The organism is Actinomadura sp. NPDC048394 (genome assembly GCF_040651755.1).
Classification (GTDB): domain Bacteria; phylum Actinomycetota; class Actinomycetes; order Streptosporangiales; family Streptosporangiaceae; genus Spirillospora; species Spirillospora montaniterrae.
Genome location: NZ_JBEZJL010000089.1, coordinates 1 through 16,008, shown reverse-complemented (window position 1 = coordinate 16,008; position 16,008 = coordinate 1). Strand labels below are relative to the sequence as shown.

The following is a 16,008-nucleotide window of genomic DNA, read 5'->3' as shown; positions in this document are numbered from 1 at the left end:
CGTGCCGTCCACTCAGCTGTCCACGAACCCGGTGCCGTCGTCCGGACCGAAGTCGCCTTCTCCATACGAGTAGTCGTCGCCGGGGTTGAACGCGCCGCGGTCGTAGGAGTCGAACGACGAGTACCACTGGTTGTCGTAGTACGTCTGCGAGCTGCTCTCGTAGTACCGGCGCCGGTAACCGCTCACGAAGGACGGGTCGTGCGGGTCGGGCGGGCCGCCCGCCTGCGCCGCGCACGACGGGCAGTACCCGCCCTGCACGGCATGTTCGGCGCAGACGGGGCGCCCGCATCCCGGGCACGCCGCCACGGCGGCCTGCCCGCAGCGGCCGAGCAGGAAGAACCCGGTGGTCACGGTGCAGCGCGTCACTGCGCCCTCCTCACAGGTGCGCCGGGCGGGGTCCAGCGGAACGGCTCGGTCGACACGTGCAGGATCCGCTCGCGCAGCTCGTCGTCGTTGAGCGGCCCGAGCAGTTTGGCGTTCGCGCGGATCATGAACCGGTTGCCGTCCTTCACCCGCACCTGGATCCACCGCGGCGGCGGCGTGCCGGGCGGCCGCGGGGCCGCGTCCTTGCCCAGCCGGCGCGTCACGCTGACCAGCTGCACCGTCTTGGTCTTGTGCTTGTACTTGACCTTGCCGCGCGGGTTGCGCTTCTTGTACTTGCGGTGCCGGATCCGGTCGGTGACCGCCAGCTCCACGACGCTGCCGTCCCGCAGCTCGGCGCGCATCCGCAGCCACGGATCGAAGACGAACCACTCGTTCATCGACAGGATCGGCCGCCTCACCTGCACTTGCCGCGGCGTCCCCGTCTTCTCGGGAGTCTCGCCCCGCATGTCCAGCGCGACCGACAGCAGGCCCTCGGCCGGCATGTCCGCCGCCAGGACGCGCAGCATCGGCACCAGGACCCGCGACGTGCGCGGGCTGATCCGCCACCGGCGCCGCTTCACCACGTCCGCGTGCCGCGCGAGGCTCTGGATCACCGGCTCCCACTGGTCGCGCGGCAGCGACACCGAGAACCACCGCTCCAGGACCAGCGCCCGGTGCAGCGGGTGGAATCCCTCGATGGCCGCGCGTTGCTTGCGCCAGAACATGACGACACCCCACCTATCGGTCTGACGGCGCGATCGTACGGTAGACCTCGGCCAGCCGGGCGCGCGACCGCGTCCAGGTCAGGCCGCCGGCGACGCGCGCGCGGGCCCGCGCGCCCATCGCGGCGGCCTCGCCGGGGTACTCCAGCAGGATCCGGACGGCCCGCGCCAGCTCCGCCGGACGGTCCGCCGGGACGAGCCGCCCGTGCTCCCCGTCCGCCATCAGCTCGCGGACCGCCGGCAGGTCCGAGGCGACGACCGGGACGCCCGCCGCCATCGACTCGATCACCTTCAGCGGCGCGCAGCCCTGGTCGAGGTTGCGGGCGCAGCCGGTCAGCGGCGCCACCGACACCGCGGCGTGCGCCAGCCACGCGGCGACCTCCGGGTGCGGCAGCGCGAACCGCCAGTCCAGGCGGTCGGCGACGCCGAGCCGCTCCGCCAGCCGCCGCACCGGCTTCGCGCGCCGCTCCGGCACGGACGAGCAGATCACCAGCCGCAGATCGGCGAGGTCGCCGAGCCGCGCGAACGCGCGGAGCAGCACGTCGATGCCCTGCCACGGCTGGAGCGCCCCGACGTAGACGATGTACCGGTCGGGGGCGCCGGCGGGGCGCGCCGTCTCGTCCGGGAGGTCGGCGCCGTTCGGCACGAGGTGGACCTTCTCCGCCGCCGCCCCGAGCCCCTGGACGGCGTCGCCGATCACCCGCGACGGCACCACGGCCGCGTCGCAGCGGTCGAGGCAGAACCGCTCCAGCTCGCGGATCTTGCCGAGCGTCGCCGGTGAGGCCCACGGCCAGGTGTGGCCCATCTCGATGGACGGCAGCCCGTTCACCTCGAAGACGACCTTGTAGTCACGGCCTTCGGCCGTCAGTGCGGGCAGCGCGCTCCACGGATCCCGGACGTGAACGATCTCCAGGGACTCCACGTGCTCGCGCAGAAGCGCGGCGGCCCACGCCGAATAGGCCTCCGCGCGGTCGATCAGGTTCGGGATCTGCTCCTCGAACCTGACGATCTCCCGCGCGCCCTCCCGCTGGTAGCCGGGGAGTCCGCCGCCGCCGAGCACACCCAGCAGCCCGCCCCCGGACCGCTCGAACAGCTCGTCGGCCATCTGCGCGATGTGCACCGCCGAGCCCTTGCCCGACGGGAACCGGTCGAACGCGAGATAGGCCGCCCTGTGCCTCATCCGACGGCCACCTCCTGCGCGCGCAACGACCGGTGCCACGCGATCTGGTCCGCGAGGCCGTCCGCCAGCGACGTCGTGGCCGACCAGCCGAGCAGCCGCGCGGCGCGCCCGCCGTCCGCCCAGGTCAGCGCCGCGTCACCGGCGACCGGCGCCTCCCGCCGGATCTCCGCCCGCACGCCCAGCACCCCGGTCAGCAGCCCGATCGCCGCCCGCACCGCCACCGGTTCGGGATGGCCGACGTTGACGGCGACGCCCGCCGGCAGGTCCGCGACGGCCGCCGCCAGCGTCGCCGCCACCACGTCCCGCACGTGCGTGAACGACCGCGACGTCCGTCCGTCCCCGAACACCGGCAGCGGGAGCCCGTCCAGCGCCGCTTCCACGAAGCGGTGGAAGGCCATGTCAGGCCGCTGCCGGGGTCCGTAGACCGAGAAGTATCTGAGCACCACCGTGCGGAGGCCGTTCTCCGCGGCGAGCCCCGCGAGCCGCTCGACCTCCGCCTTGCTCGCCGCGTACGGGCTCGCCGGGGCGAGCGGATCGTCCTCCCGGTTCGGCCGGTGGCCCGCCGACCCGTACACCGACGAACTCGACGCCACCACCACGCGCGGACGCAGCCGCGCCGGACGCCGCGCGCACGCCTCCAGCAGCCGCGCCGTCGCCACCACGTTGTCGCGCTCCGCCGCCGCGCGCCCGCCGCCCCACGAGCTGCGCACGCCCGGCCGCCCCGCGAGATGGACGACGACGTCGGCGGCGGCGACCACGTCGAGATCGTCCACCGCCAGGTCCCGCTCCAGCGCCGTGACGCCGGGCCGCGCCGCCACCTCGGCCCACGCGCGCCGCGCCAGATCCGGCGTGGGCGACCGGCCGGGCGCGTCGACGGCGAGCACCTCGTGACCGGCGCCCGACAGGGCGTCGGTCACATGACTCCCGATGAATCCCGCCGCACCCGTCACCACCACCCGCACGCGGGCACCCTATCCATCTCCCCGCGTTCTTGGACAGATCCACAGGAGCGCACTGACCAGCCAAGATCGATCAAGGTGTAGGGAAAGCGGCCCTGCCGGACATCTCTGAGCGACACCGACCCGAGAGAAGCCCGAGAGAAGGGAGCCGGCGTGCCGGATCCAGACGGGGGATTCACCCGGTTGTGGGACGCGCACTACGACGACGTGCTCAGGTACGCCGCGCGTCGGATCGACCACGACACGGCCCGCGACATCGCCGCAGAAACGTTTCTTGTCGCGTGGCGGCGGCGCGGCGACATCCCGCCCGACCGCCCGTTCCCGTGGCTGCTGAACGTCGCCCGCAACGTCCTCGCCAACGAGATGCGGAGCCGCCGCCGGCGCACCCGCCTGTGGGACCGGCTGCGCGGCGACGGCCCGCGCGCCCCCGCCGCCGACGTCGCGTCCGGTCTGGCCGAAGGCGGCCGCATAGCCGCCGCGCTCGACCGCCTGTCCGCCCGCGACCGCGAGGTCCTCCGGCTCGTGGGCTGGGACGGCCTCGACGCGCGCGACGCGGCGACCGCCGCCGGCTGCTCGGTCGAGACGTTCTCCGTGCGCCTGCACCGCGCACGGCGCCGCCTGACCGCCGCCCTCGCCGAGATCGACGCCCGCGCCGGGACCGACGCGGGCCGCCCCGCCCCCGCCGCACCGCTGCAAAGGAGCCCCCAGGCATGAACGACCTCCACGAAGTCCGCCGCGTCATGGCCCCGGCCGACCCCTGCCCGCCCGGCGCCTTCGACGGCGCCGCCCATGACCCGGCCGGACGCGCCGCCTACGAGCGGATCACGGCGTCCGCGGCCCGCCGTCCCGGGCCGTCCCGCCGGACGACGTTCCGCCTCGTCGCCGCCGGCGGCGTCGCGGGAGCGCTCATCGCCGGCGCCGTCGTCGCCACGAGCGACGGCAAGCCGCACCACCCGGCGCCCGCCGCGCCGACGGAGACGCAGCAGGTGCTCAACGTCGCCGCGACGTTCGCGCTGAAGCAGCCGTTCACCGCGCCGCGCCCCGGCCAGTGGGTCTACACCGAGACCCGCTACCGGCGCAGCGGCGTCCCCGGCCGCGGCCAGACCATCGCGCCGGGCGCCCCGCTGAGGACGCAGGTCGACCGGACATGGATCCGGGCCGACGGCAAGCGCATGGCGATGTACGACAACGGCAGGCTCGTCACCTCCGCCACGGGCGGCGGGATGCCGCCGATCGACTACGCCACCGTCGCCAAGCTGCCCGCCGACCCGGACGGGATGCTGGCCTGGGCCCGCAACGGGGGCGCGCCGGGCGGCCGGAACGAGGGCGCGTTCCAGCTGCTCGAGTCGCTGCTGCTGAACAACGGCGCGCTGCCGCCCGCGCAGACCGCCGCCGCCTACCGCGCGCTGGCGAAGATCCCCGGCGTCACCGTGGACCGCACCGCCCGGGACGGGGCCGGGCACAAGGCGCTGTCGGTCTCGTTCCTCATCGAGGGCTGGGCGAAGGACGAGGTCCTCCTGGACCCGTCCACCTACGCGTACCGGGGCCACCGGACGACCGTCGTCCAGGACCATGCCATGCCGGACGGCGGCCGCTTCCTGAAGGGCGCCGTCGAGAGCTACTCCGTCCGCCTGGCCGCGGGCGTCGTGGACCGTCCCGGCCAGCGTCCCTGACCGGCCGCCCTCACGACGAGGGTCGCCCGGTCAGCGTGGCCGGGCGACCCTCGCCTCGTCCCAGACCGGCTCCGAGGACTCGTAGACCGAGCCGTCGGCGCCGAACACCAGGAAGCGGTCGAAGGACCGGGCGAACCAGCGGTCGTGCGTCACCGCGACGACCGTCCCCTCGTACGACTCCAGGCCCTCCTGCAGCGCCTCCGCGCTGGCGAGGTCGAGGTTGTCGGTCGGCTCGTCCAGCAGCAGCAGCGTCGCGCCGCCGAGCTCCAGCAGCAGGATCTGCAACCGCGCCTGCTGGCCGCCCGACAGCGTCTCGAACGGCTGCTCCGCGCAGAACTGCAGCTCGTACCGGGCGAGCGCGTTCATCGCGTCGTTGCGCAGCCGCGCGTGCTCGGTCATGACGATCTCGCACGGCGTGCGCCCCGCCAGGTCCGGACGCGCGTGCGTCTGCGCGAACAGCCCCGGCACCACCCGCGCGCCGAGCCGGGCGACCCCGGTGTGCTCCACCGGACGCACCGGCACCGCGCCCCGCGGCAGCACCTCCGCCACCGCGGCGAGCAGCCGCAGGAAATGCGACTTCCCCGAGCCGTTCGAGCCGAGCACCGCGACCCGCTCCCCGAACCAGATCTCCTCGCTGAACGGCCGCATCAGCCCCGTCAGCTCCAGGTCCTCGCAGATCACCGCCCGCTTGCCGGTGCGGCCGCCGCGCAGCCGCATCTTCAGGCTCTGGTCGCGGGGCGGCGTCTCCGGCGGCCCCGCCTCCTCGAACTTGCGCAGCCGGGTCTGCGCCGCCCGGTACCGCGACGCGAAACCGTCGTTGACCGTGGCCTTCACCTTCAGGGTGTTGACCAGCTCCTTGAGCTTCGCGTGCTCCTCGTCCCACCGCCGCCGCAGCTCCTCCAGCCGCTCGTTGCGGTCCCGGCGGGCCGCCGCGTACGTCGAGAACCGGCCGCCGTGGATCCACACGCGGCCCGCCTCGACCGTCACGATCCGGTCGGCGCAGCGGTCGAGCAGCTCCCGGTCGTGCGAGACGACCAGCACGGTCTTGGCCGTCTCCCGCAGCCGCTCCTCCAGCCACTGCTTGCCCGGCACGTCCAGGTAGTTGTCCGGCTCGTCCAGCAGCAGGACCTCGTCGGGGCCCCGCAGCAGCGCCTCCAGCGCGAGCCGCTTCTGCTCGCCGCCCGACAGCGTCCTCGTCTCCCGCCATCGGCACGCGTCGTACGGGACGCCGAGGGCCGCGACGCAGCACGCGTCCCAGAGCACCTCGATCTCGTAGCCGCCCGCGTCGCCCCAGCCGGCCAGCGCGTTCGCGTACCTCAGCTGCGTCGGCTCGTCGTCGCGCTCCATCATCGCCAGCTCGGCGGCGTCCACCGCCGCGGCGGCCTCCCGCACCCGCGGCGGCGCCACCGACAGCAGCAGGTCGTGCACCGACGACTCGTCCCGCACGTTGCCGATGAACTGCCGCATCACGCCGAGCCCGCCGCTGTGCGCGACCGTCCCGTCCTGCGGCGCCAGGTCCCCGGCGATGAGCCTGAGCAGCGTCGTCTTCCCGGCCCCGTTCGGCCCGACGAGCGCCGCCGTCACCCCGTCGCCGACCCGGAACGACACGTCGTCCAGCAGCACCCGCCCGTCGGGCAGCGCATGGCCGACATGCCCGACCTCCACGTGACCCACGGCCACCCCTCGTCCTTGAGAACCCGCCGCCGAGTCTCCGGAAGGCACCGCGACCCCGTCAAACCCTTTTCCGCCCCCACCTCGCCCCCGAACACGCCCGGCGCGTGAACGGCGACGGCGCTAGCCGTGGTGGAGGACCTTGTAGGCCAGGCGGTGGATCGGGATGCGGACGCGGTACGCGGGCACGAAGTACGACCACGGGAGCTCGGAGGAGTAGGGGCCCATCAGGCGGTACTGCCGGGCCGCGACGGCGGGGGAGCGGCTCATGTACGCCCAGAACGCGAGATGCGTCCGGTCGAACACGGCACGGGCGTGCGGCGGCGTCCGCCTCTCGGCCGCGGGCGTCTCCCAGCATTCCACCGCCCTCGCGACCGCGTCCTTGACCTGCTTGCTCTTCTTGTACCTGCCGATCCTCGGTCCTTCCGGGACGCGCCTGCTCACGATGGCCAGCGCGTATTCGGTCACCGCGAAGACGGGAAGCATGTGGAGAGGGGAGGCGAGGGGTGCGGAGGCGGAGACCCGGTCGGCGAAGTCGAACATCTCCTCATGGGAGCCGCTCCACTTGGCGCAGAGGTACTGCAACGCGTGGTAGTGGCCGCTGACGTGCTGGGGGTCGCGGGCGAGCAGCCCGTCCCAGCGGTGCTGGAACTCGGCGCGCGGTAGTTCGAGGGCACGGGCGATCATGACCGCCATCGCCCACGGAGTGGGATCGTCGGGCGCCAGCCCGACCGCGCCGGAGACGGCGGCGTCGGCGGCGCGGAGCCGATCGAAGAACACAGGCCAGGCCTTCTTGCTCACCTGCTTCGCGTAGGAATTGCCGCGCGCCGCCCACGCCTGGACCACGAGCGCGCGCGCCCGCACCAGGTGAGCGTCCGGATTGCCGGGTTGAGCGGACACCCAGGCCTCGATGGCGGAGTGGCAGCGCTTGTCGAAGCCCAGCCGGTCGACCCTGTGCGCCTTGCGGTCGGGGTCGCGGGCCGAGTCGTGCAGCAGTGCCGCCGCGGGACGCCAGTCACCCGCGCGCAACGTGCTCGCGACCTGCAGGACCGTCCGGTCGTCATACGCGGGATCCAAGCTCGGGCCCATCGCTCCCACCCCTCCTGCGCCGTGAACGCGGCGGTACAGCCTAGAGCGGGGCCGGGCGCGGGCGTCAGGTGTGGGGACGCAGTAGGGGAAGGAGATGTGGGACGACCTCGGGCAAGGGGATCTTGAGGGTCTCGCCGGTGGTGCGGGTGGTGAGTTCGGCGGCGCCTTCGGCGAGGCCGCGGCGGCCGACCGTGATCCGGTACGGGATGCCGGTCAGCTCCACGTCGCGGAACTTCACGCCGGCCCGCTCGGCCCGGTCGTCGATCACGACGTCGGCGCCGGCGTCCCGGAGGGAGGTGTAGATCTCCTCGGCGGCCGCGGCCACGTCCGCGTCGTCGGACTGCGCGATCACGACCGCGACCTGGAACGGCGCCACCGCGACCGGCCAGACGATCCCGCGCTCGTCATGGTGGGTCTCGACGATCGCCGCCATGGCCCGCTCGATCCCGATGCCGTAGCTGCCCATCACGACCGGCACCCGCTTGCCGTCCGGGTCGAGGACCTCGACGCCGAGCGCCCGCGCGTACCGGTCGCCGAGCTTGAAGATGTGCCCGATCTCGATCGCCCGGACGATCTCCAGCGGCTCGCCGCAGCGCGGGCACGGCTCGCCGGCGGTGACCTCGCGCAGGTCCGCCCACGCCGCGCCGGTGATGTCGCGGGCGACGTCGACGCCCCGCAGGTGCATGTCGTCGATGTTCGCGCCGGTGAACATGGCGCGGCGGCCGCGCAGCGCCTCGTCCGCGATCACCGGGAGCGTCACGCCGACCGCGCCGAGGCTGCCCGGCAGCGCGCCGAGGGCCCGCTGGATCTCGGCGGGCTCGGCGGCGCGGATCTCGGCGGCGCCGGTCGCGTCCACGAGCTTCTGCTCGTTGAGCGCGTGGTCGCCGCGCAGCAGCACGAGCGTGAGCGCGCCGTCCAGGATGTACACGAGCGTCTTGATCTGCCGGTCGCCGGGCGCGCCGTACGCGGTCAGATCGTCGATCGTGCGGACGCCGGGCGTGTCGAAACGCTCCGGCGCGGGCAGGCCCGGCCCGTCGGACACCTCCGGCAGCGCCGAGGTGGCGCGCTCGATGTTCGCCGCGTACCCGCAGGCCGGGGAGTGGACGACCAGGTCCTCGCCGACGTCGGCGGGGCACATGAACTCGGTGGAGCCGGCGCCGCCCATCGTCCCGCTGGACGCCTCGCACGGCAGCGCCGGCAGGTCCAGCCGCGCGAAGATCCGCGTGTAGGCGCCGTGGTAGGCGTCGAACGAGACGTCCAGCCCGGCGCGGTCCACGTCGAAGCTGTAGGCGTCCTTCATGGTGAACTCGCGCGTCCGCATGAGGCCGCCCTTGGGACGCGGCTCATCCCGGAACTTCGTCTGGAACTGGTACCACTGCTGCGGCAACTGCTTGTAGGAGCTCAGCTCCCGCGCGACCGTCGCGAAGATCTCCTCGTGGGTCATGCCGAGCGCGTGGTCGGCGCCGCGCCGGTCCTTGAGCCGGAACATCTCCTGCCCCATCAGCTCCCACCGGCCCGACCGCCGCCACGGTTCCGCCGGGTGCAGCGCGGGCAGCAGCATCTCCTGCGCGCCGATCGCGTCCATCTCCTGCCGCACGATCTCGATGATCTTCGCGCGGACGCGGACGGCGAGCGGCAGCAGGCTGTAGTGGCCGGCCGTCAGCTGCCGGACGTAGCCCGCGCGCAGCAGCAGCCGGTGGCTCGGCGCGTCCGCCTCGGCGGGGTCGTCGCGGAGCGTCGGCGCGAACATCTGGGACCAGCGCATCTCGCGAGGGTAGCGAAGCGGCCCGAGCCCACGCCGCCGGTCAGTACCCTTGTTCGCTGTGAGTCGAGAAGGTGTGACGCCGCAGAGCGAGGATTTCTCCGCCTGGTACAACGAGCTGGTCGTGCAGGCCCAGCTCGTCGACCGCGGTCCGGTTCGCGGCACGATGGTCATCCGCCCGTACGGTTACCGGGTGTGGGAGCTGCTCCAGGCGGACCTGGACCGGCGCATCAAGGACGCGGGGCACGACAACGCGTGCTTCCCGATGCTGATCCCGGAGTCCTACTTCAAGCGCGAGGCCGAGCACGTCGAGGGTTTCTCCCCGGAGCTCGCGGTCGTGACGCACGCCGGCGGCAAGGACCTGGAGGAGCCGCTGGTCATGCGGCCGACCTCCGAGACCGTCATCGGCGAGTACATGGCCAAGTGGATCGACTCGCACCGCGACCTGCCGCTGCTGCTGAACCAGTGGGCGAACGTGGTCCGCTGGGAGATGCGCCCGCGGATGTTCCTGCGCACCACCGAGTTCCTCTGGCAGGAGGGCCACACCGCGCACATCGACGAGGGCGACGCGATGCGCGAGACGATGTGGGCGCTCGACACCTACGCCGCCGTGGCGCGCGAGCTAGCGGCGATCCCGGTGATCGCGGGGGAGAAGACGCCCGGCGAGCGGTTCGCCGGCGCCGTCCGCACGTACACGATCGAGGGCATGATGCGGGACGGCCGCGCCCTGCAGGCCGGCACGTCGCACTACCTCGGCACGAACTTCGCCAAGGCGTTCGAGATCCAGTACCAGGACGAGGCGGGCAAGCTGACCCTGGCGCACACGACGTCCTGGGGCATGAGCACCCGGATGATCGGCGGCATGATCATGACGCACGGGGACGACAAGGGCCTCGTGCTGCCCCCGCGCCTCGCCCCCTACCAGGTCGTGATCGTCCCGATCGGGCGCAAGGAGCAGGGCGAGCAGGCCGCCGCGGAGGCCCGCCGGCTCGGCGCCGCGATCAAGTCGATGGGCATCCGCGTGCACGTCGACGACAACCGGCCGCAGCTGTCGCCCGGCTTCAAGTTCAACGAGTGGGAGATGCGCGGCGTCCCGATCCGCATCGAGCTCGGCAAGCGCGACATCGAGGGCGGCGTCGCGACCGTCGTCCGGCGGCTCCCGACCGTCGAGGGGCAGGGCAAGGAGCAGATCCCCCTCGACAAGGTGCCCGAGGTGCTGCCCGGGATGCTCGCCGAGTTCCAGTCGTTCCTGCTGGCCCGCGCCGAGGCGTTCCGCGAGGAGCACACCGCCGCCGTCGACTCCTGGGACGCGTTCACCGCGCAGGTCGCCACCGGCTGGGCCCGCGCGTTCCACTGCGGCAGCACCGCCTGCGAGGACGAGATCAAGGCGGAGACCGCCGCGACGCCGCGGGTCATCCCCGCCGAGGCGCCCGAGGAGACCGGCGTCTGCGTCAAGTGCGGGCAGCCGTCCGCCTACGGCAAGCGCGTGATCTTCGGCAAGGCGTACTGACCCGGCGCCACGGCCGCGACGGCCGGGCCGGCCGGCGGGCGCCGCGCGATCAGGAGTCCTCCTCCGGTTCCGCGCGGCGCCCCGCCGACAGCCGGGTCAGGTACGGCTGGACGAACCACGCCCACCCGCACAGCGCCAGGACGGCCAGCGCCGTCCCGACCGCCGCCGTGTCCACCGCGAGCGTCTGCACGATCAGCGTGGTGGACGCGGTGATCGAGAGCGCCAGCGCGAACGCGCCGAGGATCCCGAACCGGTTCGCCCGCCGGATCAGCAGCGGCTTCTTGTTGAGCTGGAACAGGATCCGGTGCTGGAACACCGGCGCGATGAAGCAGATCGAGGCGAGCGCCGCACCGAACAGCGCCACGTAGAACAGCGCCTTCCCGGTGCCGTCCACCCCGCTCCACCCCCGGGAGAACGGCACGGTCAGCAGGAACGCGAACAGCACCTGCACGCCGGTGGTGGCCACCCGGAAGCCCTGGAGCAGCTCCATCAGCTGCCGGTCGAGCCGCTCGTGCTCGGTCTCGTTGCGCGGCTTGGACGAGGGGTCGACGCTCATGGAACCCCTTTACCCGGCAGAACGCCCATCAGTGCAGGGTTCGGGCAACTCGCCCGAGCGGTCAGGCGAGCGTCGGCGGGTCCACGCGCAGCGCCACCATCGACACGTCGTCGCGCAGGTCGCCGTCGCAGAACTCCAGCAGCGCCTGCTCCACCGCGCCGAGCATCTCCTCCGGAGTGTCGCCCGCGTGGCCCGCCAGCGCCTCCAGCAGCCGCTCCTGGCCGAACTCCAGGCGCGCGTGGTCGCACGCCTCCAGCACCCCGTCCGAATGCAGGATCAGCGTGTCCCCGACACCGAGGTCGATCGTGTCGGAACCGGCCTCGAAGTCCTCGAACAGGCCGAGCGGCACCCCGCCCCGCGAGGCCGACCGGATCACCCCGTCCGCGCGGACCACGATCGCGGGCGGATGGCCGGCGGTGCCGAGCGACACCGTCACCCGCTCCGGGGCCATCTCCAGCCCCGCCATGATCGCGGTGACGAACCGGTCCTCGTCCAGCAGCGCCTCGTTCGCGATGCCGAGGATCTCGCCCGGACGCGACTTCCACCGCGCGGCGAGCCGCATGCAGTGCCGCGCCGTCGCGGTCACGGCCGCCGCGTCCTCGCCCTTGCCGCAGACGTCGCCGAGGACCAGCCCCCAGCCGTCCCCGACGCGGAACACGTCGTAGAAGTCGCCGCCGACGTCCGCGCCGTGCGTCGCCGTCAGGTACCGCGCCGCGACCGTCGCGCCCGGGATCGCGGGCAGCGCCCGCGGCAGCAGGCTCGCCTGCAGCGAGTCGGCGACCTCGGCGCGGCGCCGGTAGAGCCGCGCCGCCCGGATCACCAGCGCCAGGTAGCGGCCGAGCCGCTGCACGACGCCGAGGTCCATCAGGTCGAACGGCCCGTACTCGCCGCCGGACGCGAGCGTGATCGCGCCGAGGCACCGGTCGCCGTCCTCCACGGGCACGCTCAGCAGCGACGTCGCGCCGATCTTCGCGCAGACCGGCACGCCGTCGGCGGCGTTCCCCAGCTCGTCCAGGCTGTCCACATGCGGGCGCAGCGCGCTCTGCCGGGTCGCGAACACGTCGTACGGGAGCGTTCCCGCCGCGGGATGCAGCTCCTGGAGCGTCCGCGCCGCCTCGACGGAATGCTCGTCGTCCGGCCCCATCACGACCTGGCGGTTCAGGACGGGCGCCGCTCCCGCCGCGCCGCCGGACTGCCCGGAGGCGCCGCTGTTCGGGCCCGTCAGGTCGATGAACGCCCAGTCGGCCAGCTCCGCGGCCAGCAGCCGGGCGCACCGCCGGACCGCGACCGTCTCGTTGAAGACCGGCTCGTCCAGCAGCAGCTCGCTCGCGGTGGCCAGCACGTCCATCCGGTGCACGATCGTGGCCACGGCCTCGTCGTCGATGCGGGTCTGCGGCTGCGGTGCCCGCGCCTGCGGCGGCGATGCCGGCTCCGGCACACGCGCCGCGCCCGCAGCGCCCGTGCCGCCCGCGCCTGCAGCGCCCGCGCCGGCCGCGCCTGCGTCCGGCCGCCGCGCCGCGGACCGCTTCCCGCCGTCCCGCTTCGCCGGAGCGCCGCGTCCCGCGGTCTCCGCACCGGCGTTCGCCTCACTACCGCCCGGGGCGTCCGCCGGGGGGCGCGCGGCACCCGCCGCGACGACCACCATCGGGTCCGGCTCCCCGCGGATCCACACCCGCGCCAGCGTCACGACCGCGTCCACCGGACGTTCCCGGCCGAGGAACCGTACGGGCACCCGCCGCCGCCGTCCCGTCCGCACCACCGCGGCCAGCTGCGACCGGACCGCCGCGCGGGTCGCCAGATCGCAGAACGCCGTGAACTGCTTGCCGGAGACGTATCCGGACGAGGTGCCCAGCAGCTCCGCCGCCTGGCGGTTCACCCGCCGGACGCTGGTGTTGCGGTCCAGCAGGAACAGCGGCACGGGCGCGTCCTGGAAGACCGTCCGCAGCACCCGGCGCTCGTTCTCGGCCGCGTTCGAGCCGCCCTGCTCGGCGCCCTGGTCGGCGCCCAGCGTGCGCAGCGCCGTCACCGCCAGCTCGAGCTCCGTCAGCGCGGCGTCCAGGGTGGCCCGCAGGTCGGCCTCGGGCATGCCGGAGGCCTGGCGCAGCTCACCGATGCGCCCCTCGAGATCCGAGATCTCCCGTACCAGGGACTCGGGTTCGAGCTGATCGGGCTGATCGTGCAACGGGTCTCCCTCTGTGCCCCGAGGCGAGGCCGGACAGGACCGGCTTCGCGGCTCCGGTCATCCGGACCGCAGTCTCGGCGACTGCATCTCGCAGCCTATGCGGTCACCTCCGTGCTCCTGGCGCGGGACCTAGCGGAGTCCCTGGTCACCGACGATCCGCTGAGCCAGTGCGGTCAGTTTCACATGCCTGGTCTGGGAGATGCGGCGCATCTCCGCGAAAGCCTCGTCCGCGCCGCAGCCGAGCGCGTGCATCAGGATGCCCTTGGCCTGGTCGACGACGGCCCGCGCCTCCACCGCCTCCTGCAACTGCGCGGCGGTCCGGTGCACGTCGTCGTACTGCTGCGCGTTCGACATCGTCGCGCTGCCCTGCGCCAGCAGCAGCGAGACGAGCGCGAGCCGGTCCGGCCCGAGCGACTTCGGCGTCACCCCGTACAGCGTCAGCGTGACCAGGACGGGCGGGTTCAGGTGCGGGGACGTGGTGAAGCACCGCACGCCGCGGCGCAGCATGTCCGACACCGCCTCCGGCCAGCGGGTCTCGACGAGGATGTCGTCGCAGCTCACCGTGCGGCGGTCCATGACGACGTCGAAGATCGGGCCGCGTCCCCGGGACAGCTGCCGGTCGGTGACCTCGGCGAGGTCGGGGTGGCTGGCGGCCGCGGCCAGCGGCTCGGGGCGCTCGGCGTCCGGCGAGGGCAGCTCGTCCGGCGCGACCTCCCCGGCCGCGTCCGGGAGGCCGGGGTCGGCCGCGCTCCGTCCGGAGGCGTCCTGCTGCTTCGGGACGCGCGGGACGTCCGGGGGCCGCGGCGCCGGATCCGGCCCGGCGCCGAGCGCGGCGACCGCGACGGGGTCCCCGAGGGACGCCGGCGGCATCGCCCAGCGCACGCACGCGGCGCCCGCGCACCCGTGCACGGCACGCGACGCCAGCTCGGCCACCCGGTGCAGGGTGCCGACGTCGGAGGACTCCCCGACCATCCCCAGCCGGGCGATCTCCACGGCGAGCTGGTCGGTGAGCACCGTTTCGGTTGGAGCCACGCTTATGACGTTATCCTGCGCCACGTCATGCCGGGGATGGCCGCCCGCCCCGGAGTACACGGATCGCCGGCGCCGCGCGGGTCGCGCGGGTCGCGGGCGGGGCGGGGGGCGCCGGCGGCGCAGGTGTCGCGGGGGTCGCGGGCGGCGCGGGGGTCGCGGCGGGGGTTCAGTTGTTCGGCGGGGCCTTGCTGATCTCGGGGAGCGGGCCGCGCTGCCCGTCCGCCACCGCGAGATCGCCGATCGAGACGATGCCCACGGGCCGCCGCCCGCCGTCCACCACCGGCAGCCGCCGGACGGACCGCTCGATCATCAGCCGCGCCGCCGTCTCGGTGTCGTCCTCGGGGTGCAGGGTGCACAGCTCCGCGGTGCAGACCTCGCCGAGCGGCGTCAGCGACGTGTCGCGGCTCTCCGCGACGGCCCGCACCACGATGTCGCGGTCGGTGACCATCCCGCACAGCTGCCCCGCGTAGGTGACCAGCACGTCGCCGATCCCCTCGTCCCGCATCACCCGGGCCGCCTCGTACAGCGTCGCGTCCAGCGGCAGTGCCTGTGGGGCCGGGGTCATGACGTCGCTGACCCGTCGTGGCATCGCGCGCACATCCTCTCGAATAACCGGCGGCTCGCGTGGCCCGTGTGCGCGCCTTACCCACGGTCGGCCCGCCTATGCGGACGGTCTTGATGACCTGGGCCGGACGCGTATCAGAACGCGAACACCGTGCCGGTGCGGGAGTGCATCACGCAGTCGTTGGCGTAGTGGGCGTGGAACGACACGGGGTTGCCGTGCCAGCGGCCCTTCGCCTCCGCCACTACGGGCGCGTAGACGTCGGTGCACATCCGTCCGTCCGGCGCGTGCGCGAACTTCCCGCCGGAACCGGCGAGCTCGGAGCAGGCCCGGGCGGCTTCCGGGTGCCGGCCGCCCGGAGGGTCGCAGGTGAGGGTCACCGCGTGCGTCCCCGAGGCGTTGCGCCCGGGATGGGTCAGCGTGAGCTGGAGGGACGTTGTCCCTGCGCCGTGGTGGTGCGCGGGGACGGCGGGCGAAAGGGCGATCACGGCGCCCGTGAGGGCGGCGATGAGGTTCGACATGGCTACTCCCGACGGTCGGAGGGACCATCGCTCAATGTATCCATGTGACTACCGAACGTGCAGGGAAACGGACGATCCCGCGGTCACGGGGTAACCGCGGGATCGAGTCGGAAGGTTCGAAGGTTCGAGAGCGGGGGGCGGCGCCGCCCCGGGGGCGGGGTGGGCCCCGGGGCAGATGGGTAGAGGGGGGGGTGGGGGAGGAGTGGTTGGGTGGTGGGGTTGATGT

The 16,008-nt window shown here is 73.8% G+C and carries 15 protein-coding genes; 3 read left to right on the top strand and 12 right to left on the bottom strand.

Annotation, left to right across the window (positions count from 1 at the left end; genetic code table 11):
* Positions 1-12 precede the first annotated feature (12 nt).
* From AB0C78_RS42680 to AB0C78_RS42665, 4 genes are read right to left on the bottom strand one after another with little or no spacing between them, the layout of a single operon-like run.
* Positions 13-366 carry a hypothetical protein gene (locus tag AB0C78_RS42680; RefSeq protein WP_360759692.1) on the bottom strand — a complete coding sequence of 118 codons (354 nt, stop codon included), beginning with the start codon at positions 364-366 and terminating at the stop codon, positions 13-15.
* A complete protein-coding gene (locus AB0C78_RS42675) occupies positions 363-1,088 on the bottom strand; it encodes a hypothetical protein (protein ID WP_360759689.1) in 726 nt (241 codons plus the stop codon). Before AB0C78_RS42675 ends, AB0C78_RS42680 begins: the two co-directional genes overlap by 4 nt.
* A 13-nt stretch (positions 1,089-1,101) precedes the next feature.
* Positions 1,102-2,265 carry a glycosyltransferase gene (locus tag AB0C78_RS42670; RefSeq protein WP_360759686.1) on the bottom strand — a complete coding sequence of 388 codons (1,164 nt, stop codon included), beginning with the start codon at positions 2,263-2,265 and terminating at the stop codon, positions 1,102-1,104.
* On the bottom strand, positions 2,262-3,227 hold the full coding sequence (locus tag AB0C78_RS42665) for an NAD-dependent epimerase/dehydratase family protein (RefSeq protein ID WP_360759683.1): 966 nt from the start codon (positions 3,225-3,227) through the stop codon (positions 2,262-2,264). Before AB0C78_RS42665 ends, AB0C78_RS42670 begins: the two co-directional genes overlap by 4 nt.
* A gap of 150 nt (positions 3,228-3,377) precedes the next feature.
* Between AB0C78_RS42665 and AB0C78_RS42660 the strand changes: the two genes are divergently transcribed.
* Positions 3,378-3,938, top strand: a complete 561-nt coding sequence (locus AB0C78_RS42660; protein WP_360759680.1) for a sigma-70 family RNA polymerase sigma factor — start codon at positions 3,378-3,380, stop codon at positions 3,936-3,938.
* Complete coding sequence (locus AB0C78_RS42655) at positions 3,935-4,897, top strand: CU044_5270 family protein (RefSeq protein ID WP_360759678.1); 963 nt, start codon at positions 3,935-3,937, stop codon at positions 4,895-4,897. Before AB0C78_RS42660 ends, AB0C78_RS42655 begins: the two co-directional genes overlap by 4 nt.
* 30 nt (positions 4,898-4,927) lie before the next feature.
* On the opposite strand, the gene AB0C78_RS42650 is transcribed toward AB0C78_RS42655, so the two are convergent.
* The 3 genes from AB0C78_RS42650 to AB0C78_RS42640 form a co-directional block, all read right to left on the bottom strand.
* A complete protein-coding gene (locus tag AB0C78_RS42650) occupies positions 4,928-6,571 on the bottom strand; it encodes an ATP-binding cassette domain-containing protein (protein WP_360759773.1) in 1,644 nt (547 codons plus the stop codon).
* 120 nt (positions 6,572-6,691) lie between these two features.
* Entirely contained in the window at positions 6,692-7,645 is a 954-nt protein-coding gene (locus tag AB0C78_RS42645) for a hypothetical protein (protein WP_360759676.1), read from the bottom strand.
* Positions 7,646-7,721: 76 nt separating this feature from the next.
* Positions 7,722-9,422 (bottom strand): proline--tRNA ligase, encoded by a 1,701-nt coding sequence (locus AB0C78_RS42640; RefSeq protein WP_360759673.1) that lies wholly within the window; start codon positions 9,420-9,422, stop codon positions 7,722-7,724.
* Between the two features lie 58 nt (positions 9,423-9,480).
* On the opposite strand from AB0C78_RS42640, the gene proS reads away from it, so the two are divergent.
* Positions 9,481-10,929, top strand: coding sequence for a proline--tRNA ligase (gene proS, locus AB0C78_RS42635; RefSeq protein ID WP_360759671.1), 1,449 nt, complete (start codon positions 9,481-9,483; stop codon positions 10,927-10,929).
* A gap of 49 nt (positions 10,930-10,978) precedes the next feature.
* Here the strand turns inward: proS and AB0C78_RS42630 are convergent, their stop codons facing one another.
* The 5 genes from AB0C78_RS42630 to AB0C78_RS42610 form a co-directional block, all read right to left on the bottom strand.
* Entirely contained in the window at positions 10,979-11,485 is a 507-nt protein-coding gene (locus AB0C78_RS42630; RefSeq protein WP_360759668.1) for a DUF6328 family protein, read from the bottom strand.
* Between the two features lie 61 nt (positions 11,486-11,546).
* Positions 11,547-13,667: a SpoIIE family protein phosphatase gene (locus tag AB0C78_RS42625; protein ID WP_360759665.1), complete on the bottom strand. Its 2,121-nt coding sequence runs from the start codon at positions 13,665-13,667 to the stop codon at positions 11,547-11,549.
* Between the two features lie 129 nt (positions 13,668-13,796).
* Positions 13,797-14,699 (bottom strand): ANTAR domain-containing protein, encoded by a 903-nt coding sequence (locus AB0C78_RS42620; RefSeq protein WP_360759663.1) that lies wholly within the window; start codon positions 14,697-14,699, stop codon positions 13,797-13,799.
* A 166-nt stretch (positions 14,700-14,865) separates the two neighbouring features.
* Positions 14,866-15,288, bottom strand: a complete 423-nt coding sequence (locus AB0C78_RS42615; protein ID WP_151547193.1) for a CBS domain-containing protein — start codon at positions 15,286-15,288, stop codon at positions 14,866-14,868.
* 110 nt (positions 15,289-15,398) lie between these two features.
* On the bottom strand, positions 15,399-15,782 hold the full coding sequence (locus AB0C78_RS42610; protein ID WP_360759660.1) for an SSI family serine proteinase inhibitor: 384 nt from the start codon (positions 15,780-15,782) through the stop codon (positions 15,399-15,401).
* Positions 15,783-16,008: the final 226 nt, after the last annotated feature.

Coding starts and splice junctions, on each gene's coding strand:
- AB0C78_RS42670 (WP_360759686.1), bottom strand. CDS start 2,265: ATGAGGCACAGGGCGGCCTATCTCGCGTTCGACCGGTTCCCGTCGGGC.
- AB0C78_RS42640 (WP_360759673.1), bottom strand. CDS start 9,422: ATGCGCTGGTCCCAGATGTTCGCGCCGACGCTCCGCGACGACCCCGCC.
- AB0C78_RS42675 (WP_360759689.1), bottom strand. CDS start 1,088: ATGTTCTGGCGCAAGCAACGCGCGGCCATCGAGGGATTCCACCCGCTG.
- AB0C78_RS42615 (WP_151547193.1), bottom strand. CDS start 15,288: ATGCCACGACGGGTCAGCGACGTCATGACCCCGGCCCCACAGGCACTG.
- AB0C78_RS42610 (WP_360759660.1), bottom strand. CDS start 15,782: ATGTCGAACCTCATCGCCGCCCTCACGGGCGCCGTGATCGCCCTTTCG.
- AB0C78_RS42655 (WP_360759678.1), top strand. CDS start 3,935: ATGAACGACCTCCACGAAGTCCGCCGCGTCATGGCCCCGGCCGACCCC.
- AB0C78_RS42630 (WP_360759668.1), bottom strand. CDS start 11,485: ATGAGCGTCGACCCCTCGTCCAAGCCGCGCAACGAGACCGAGCACGAG.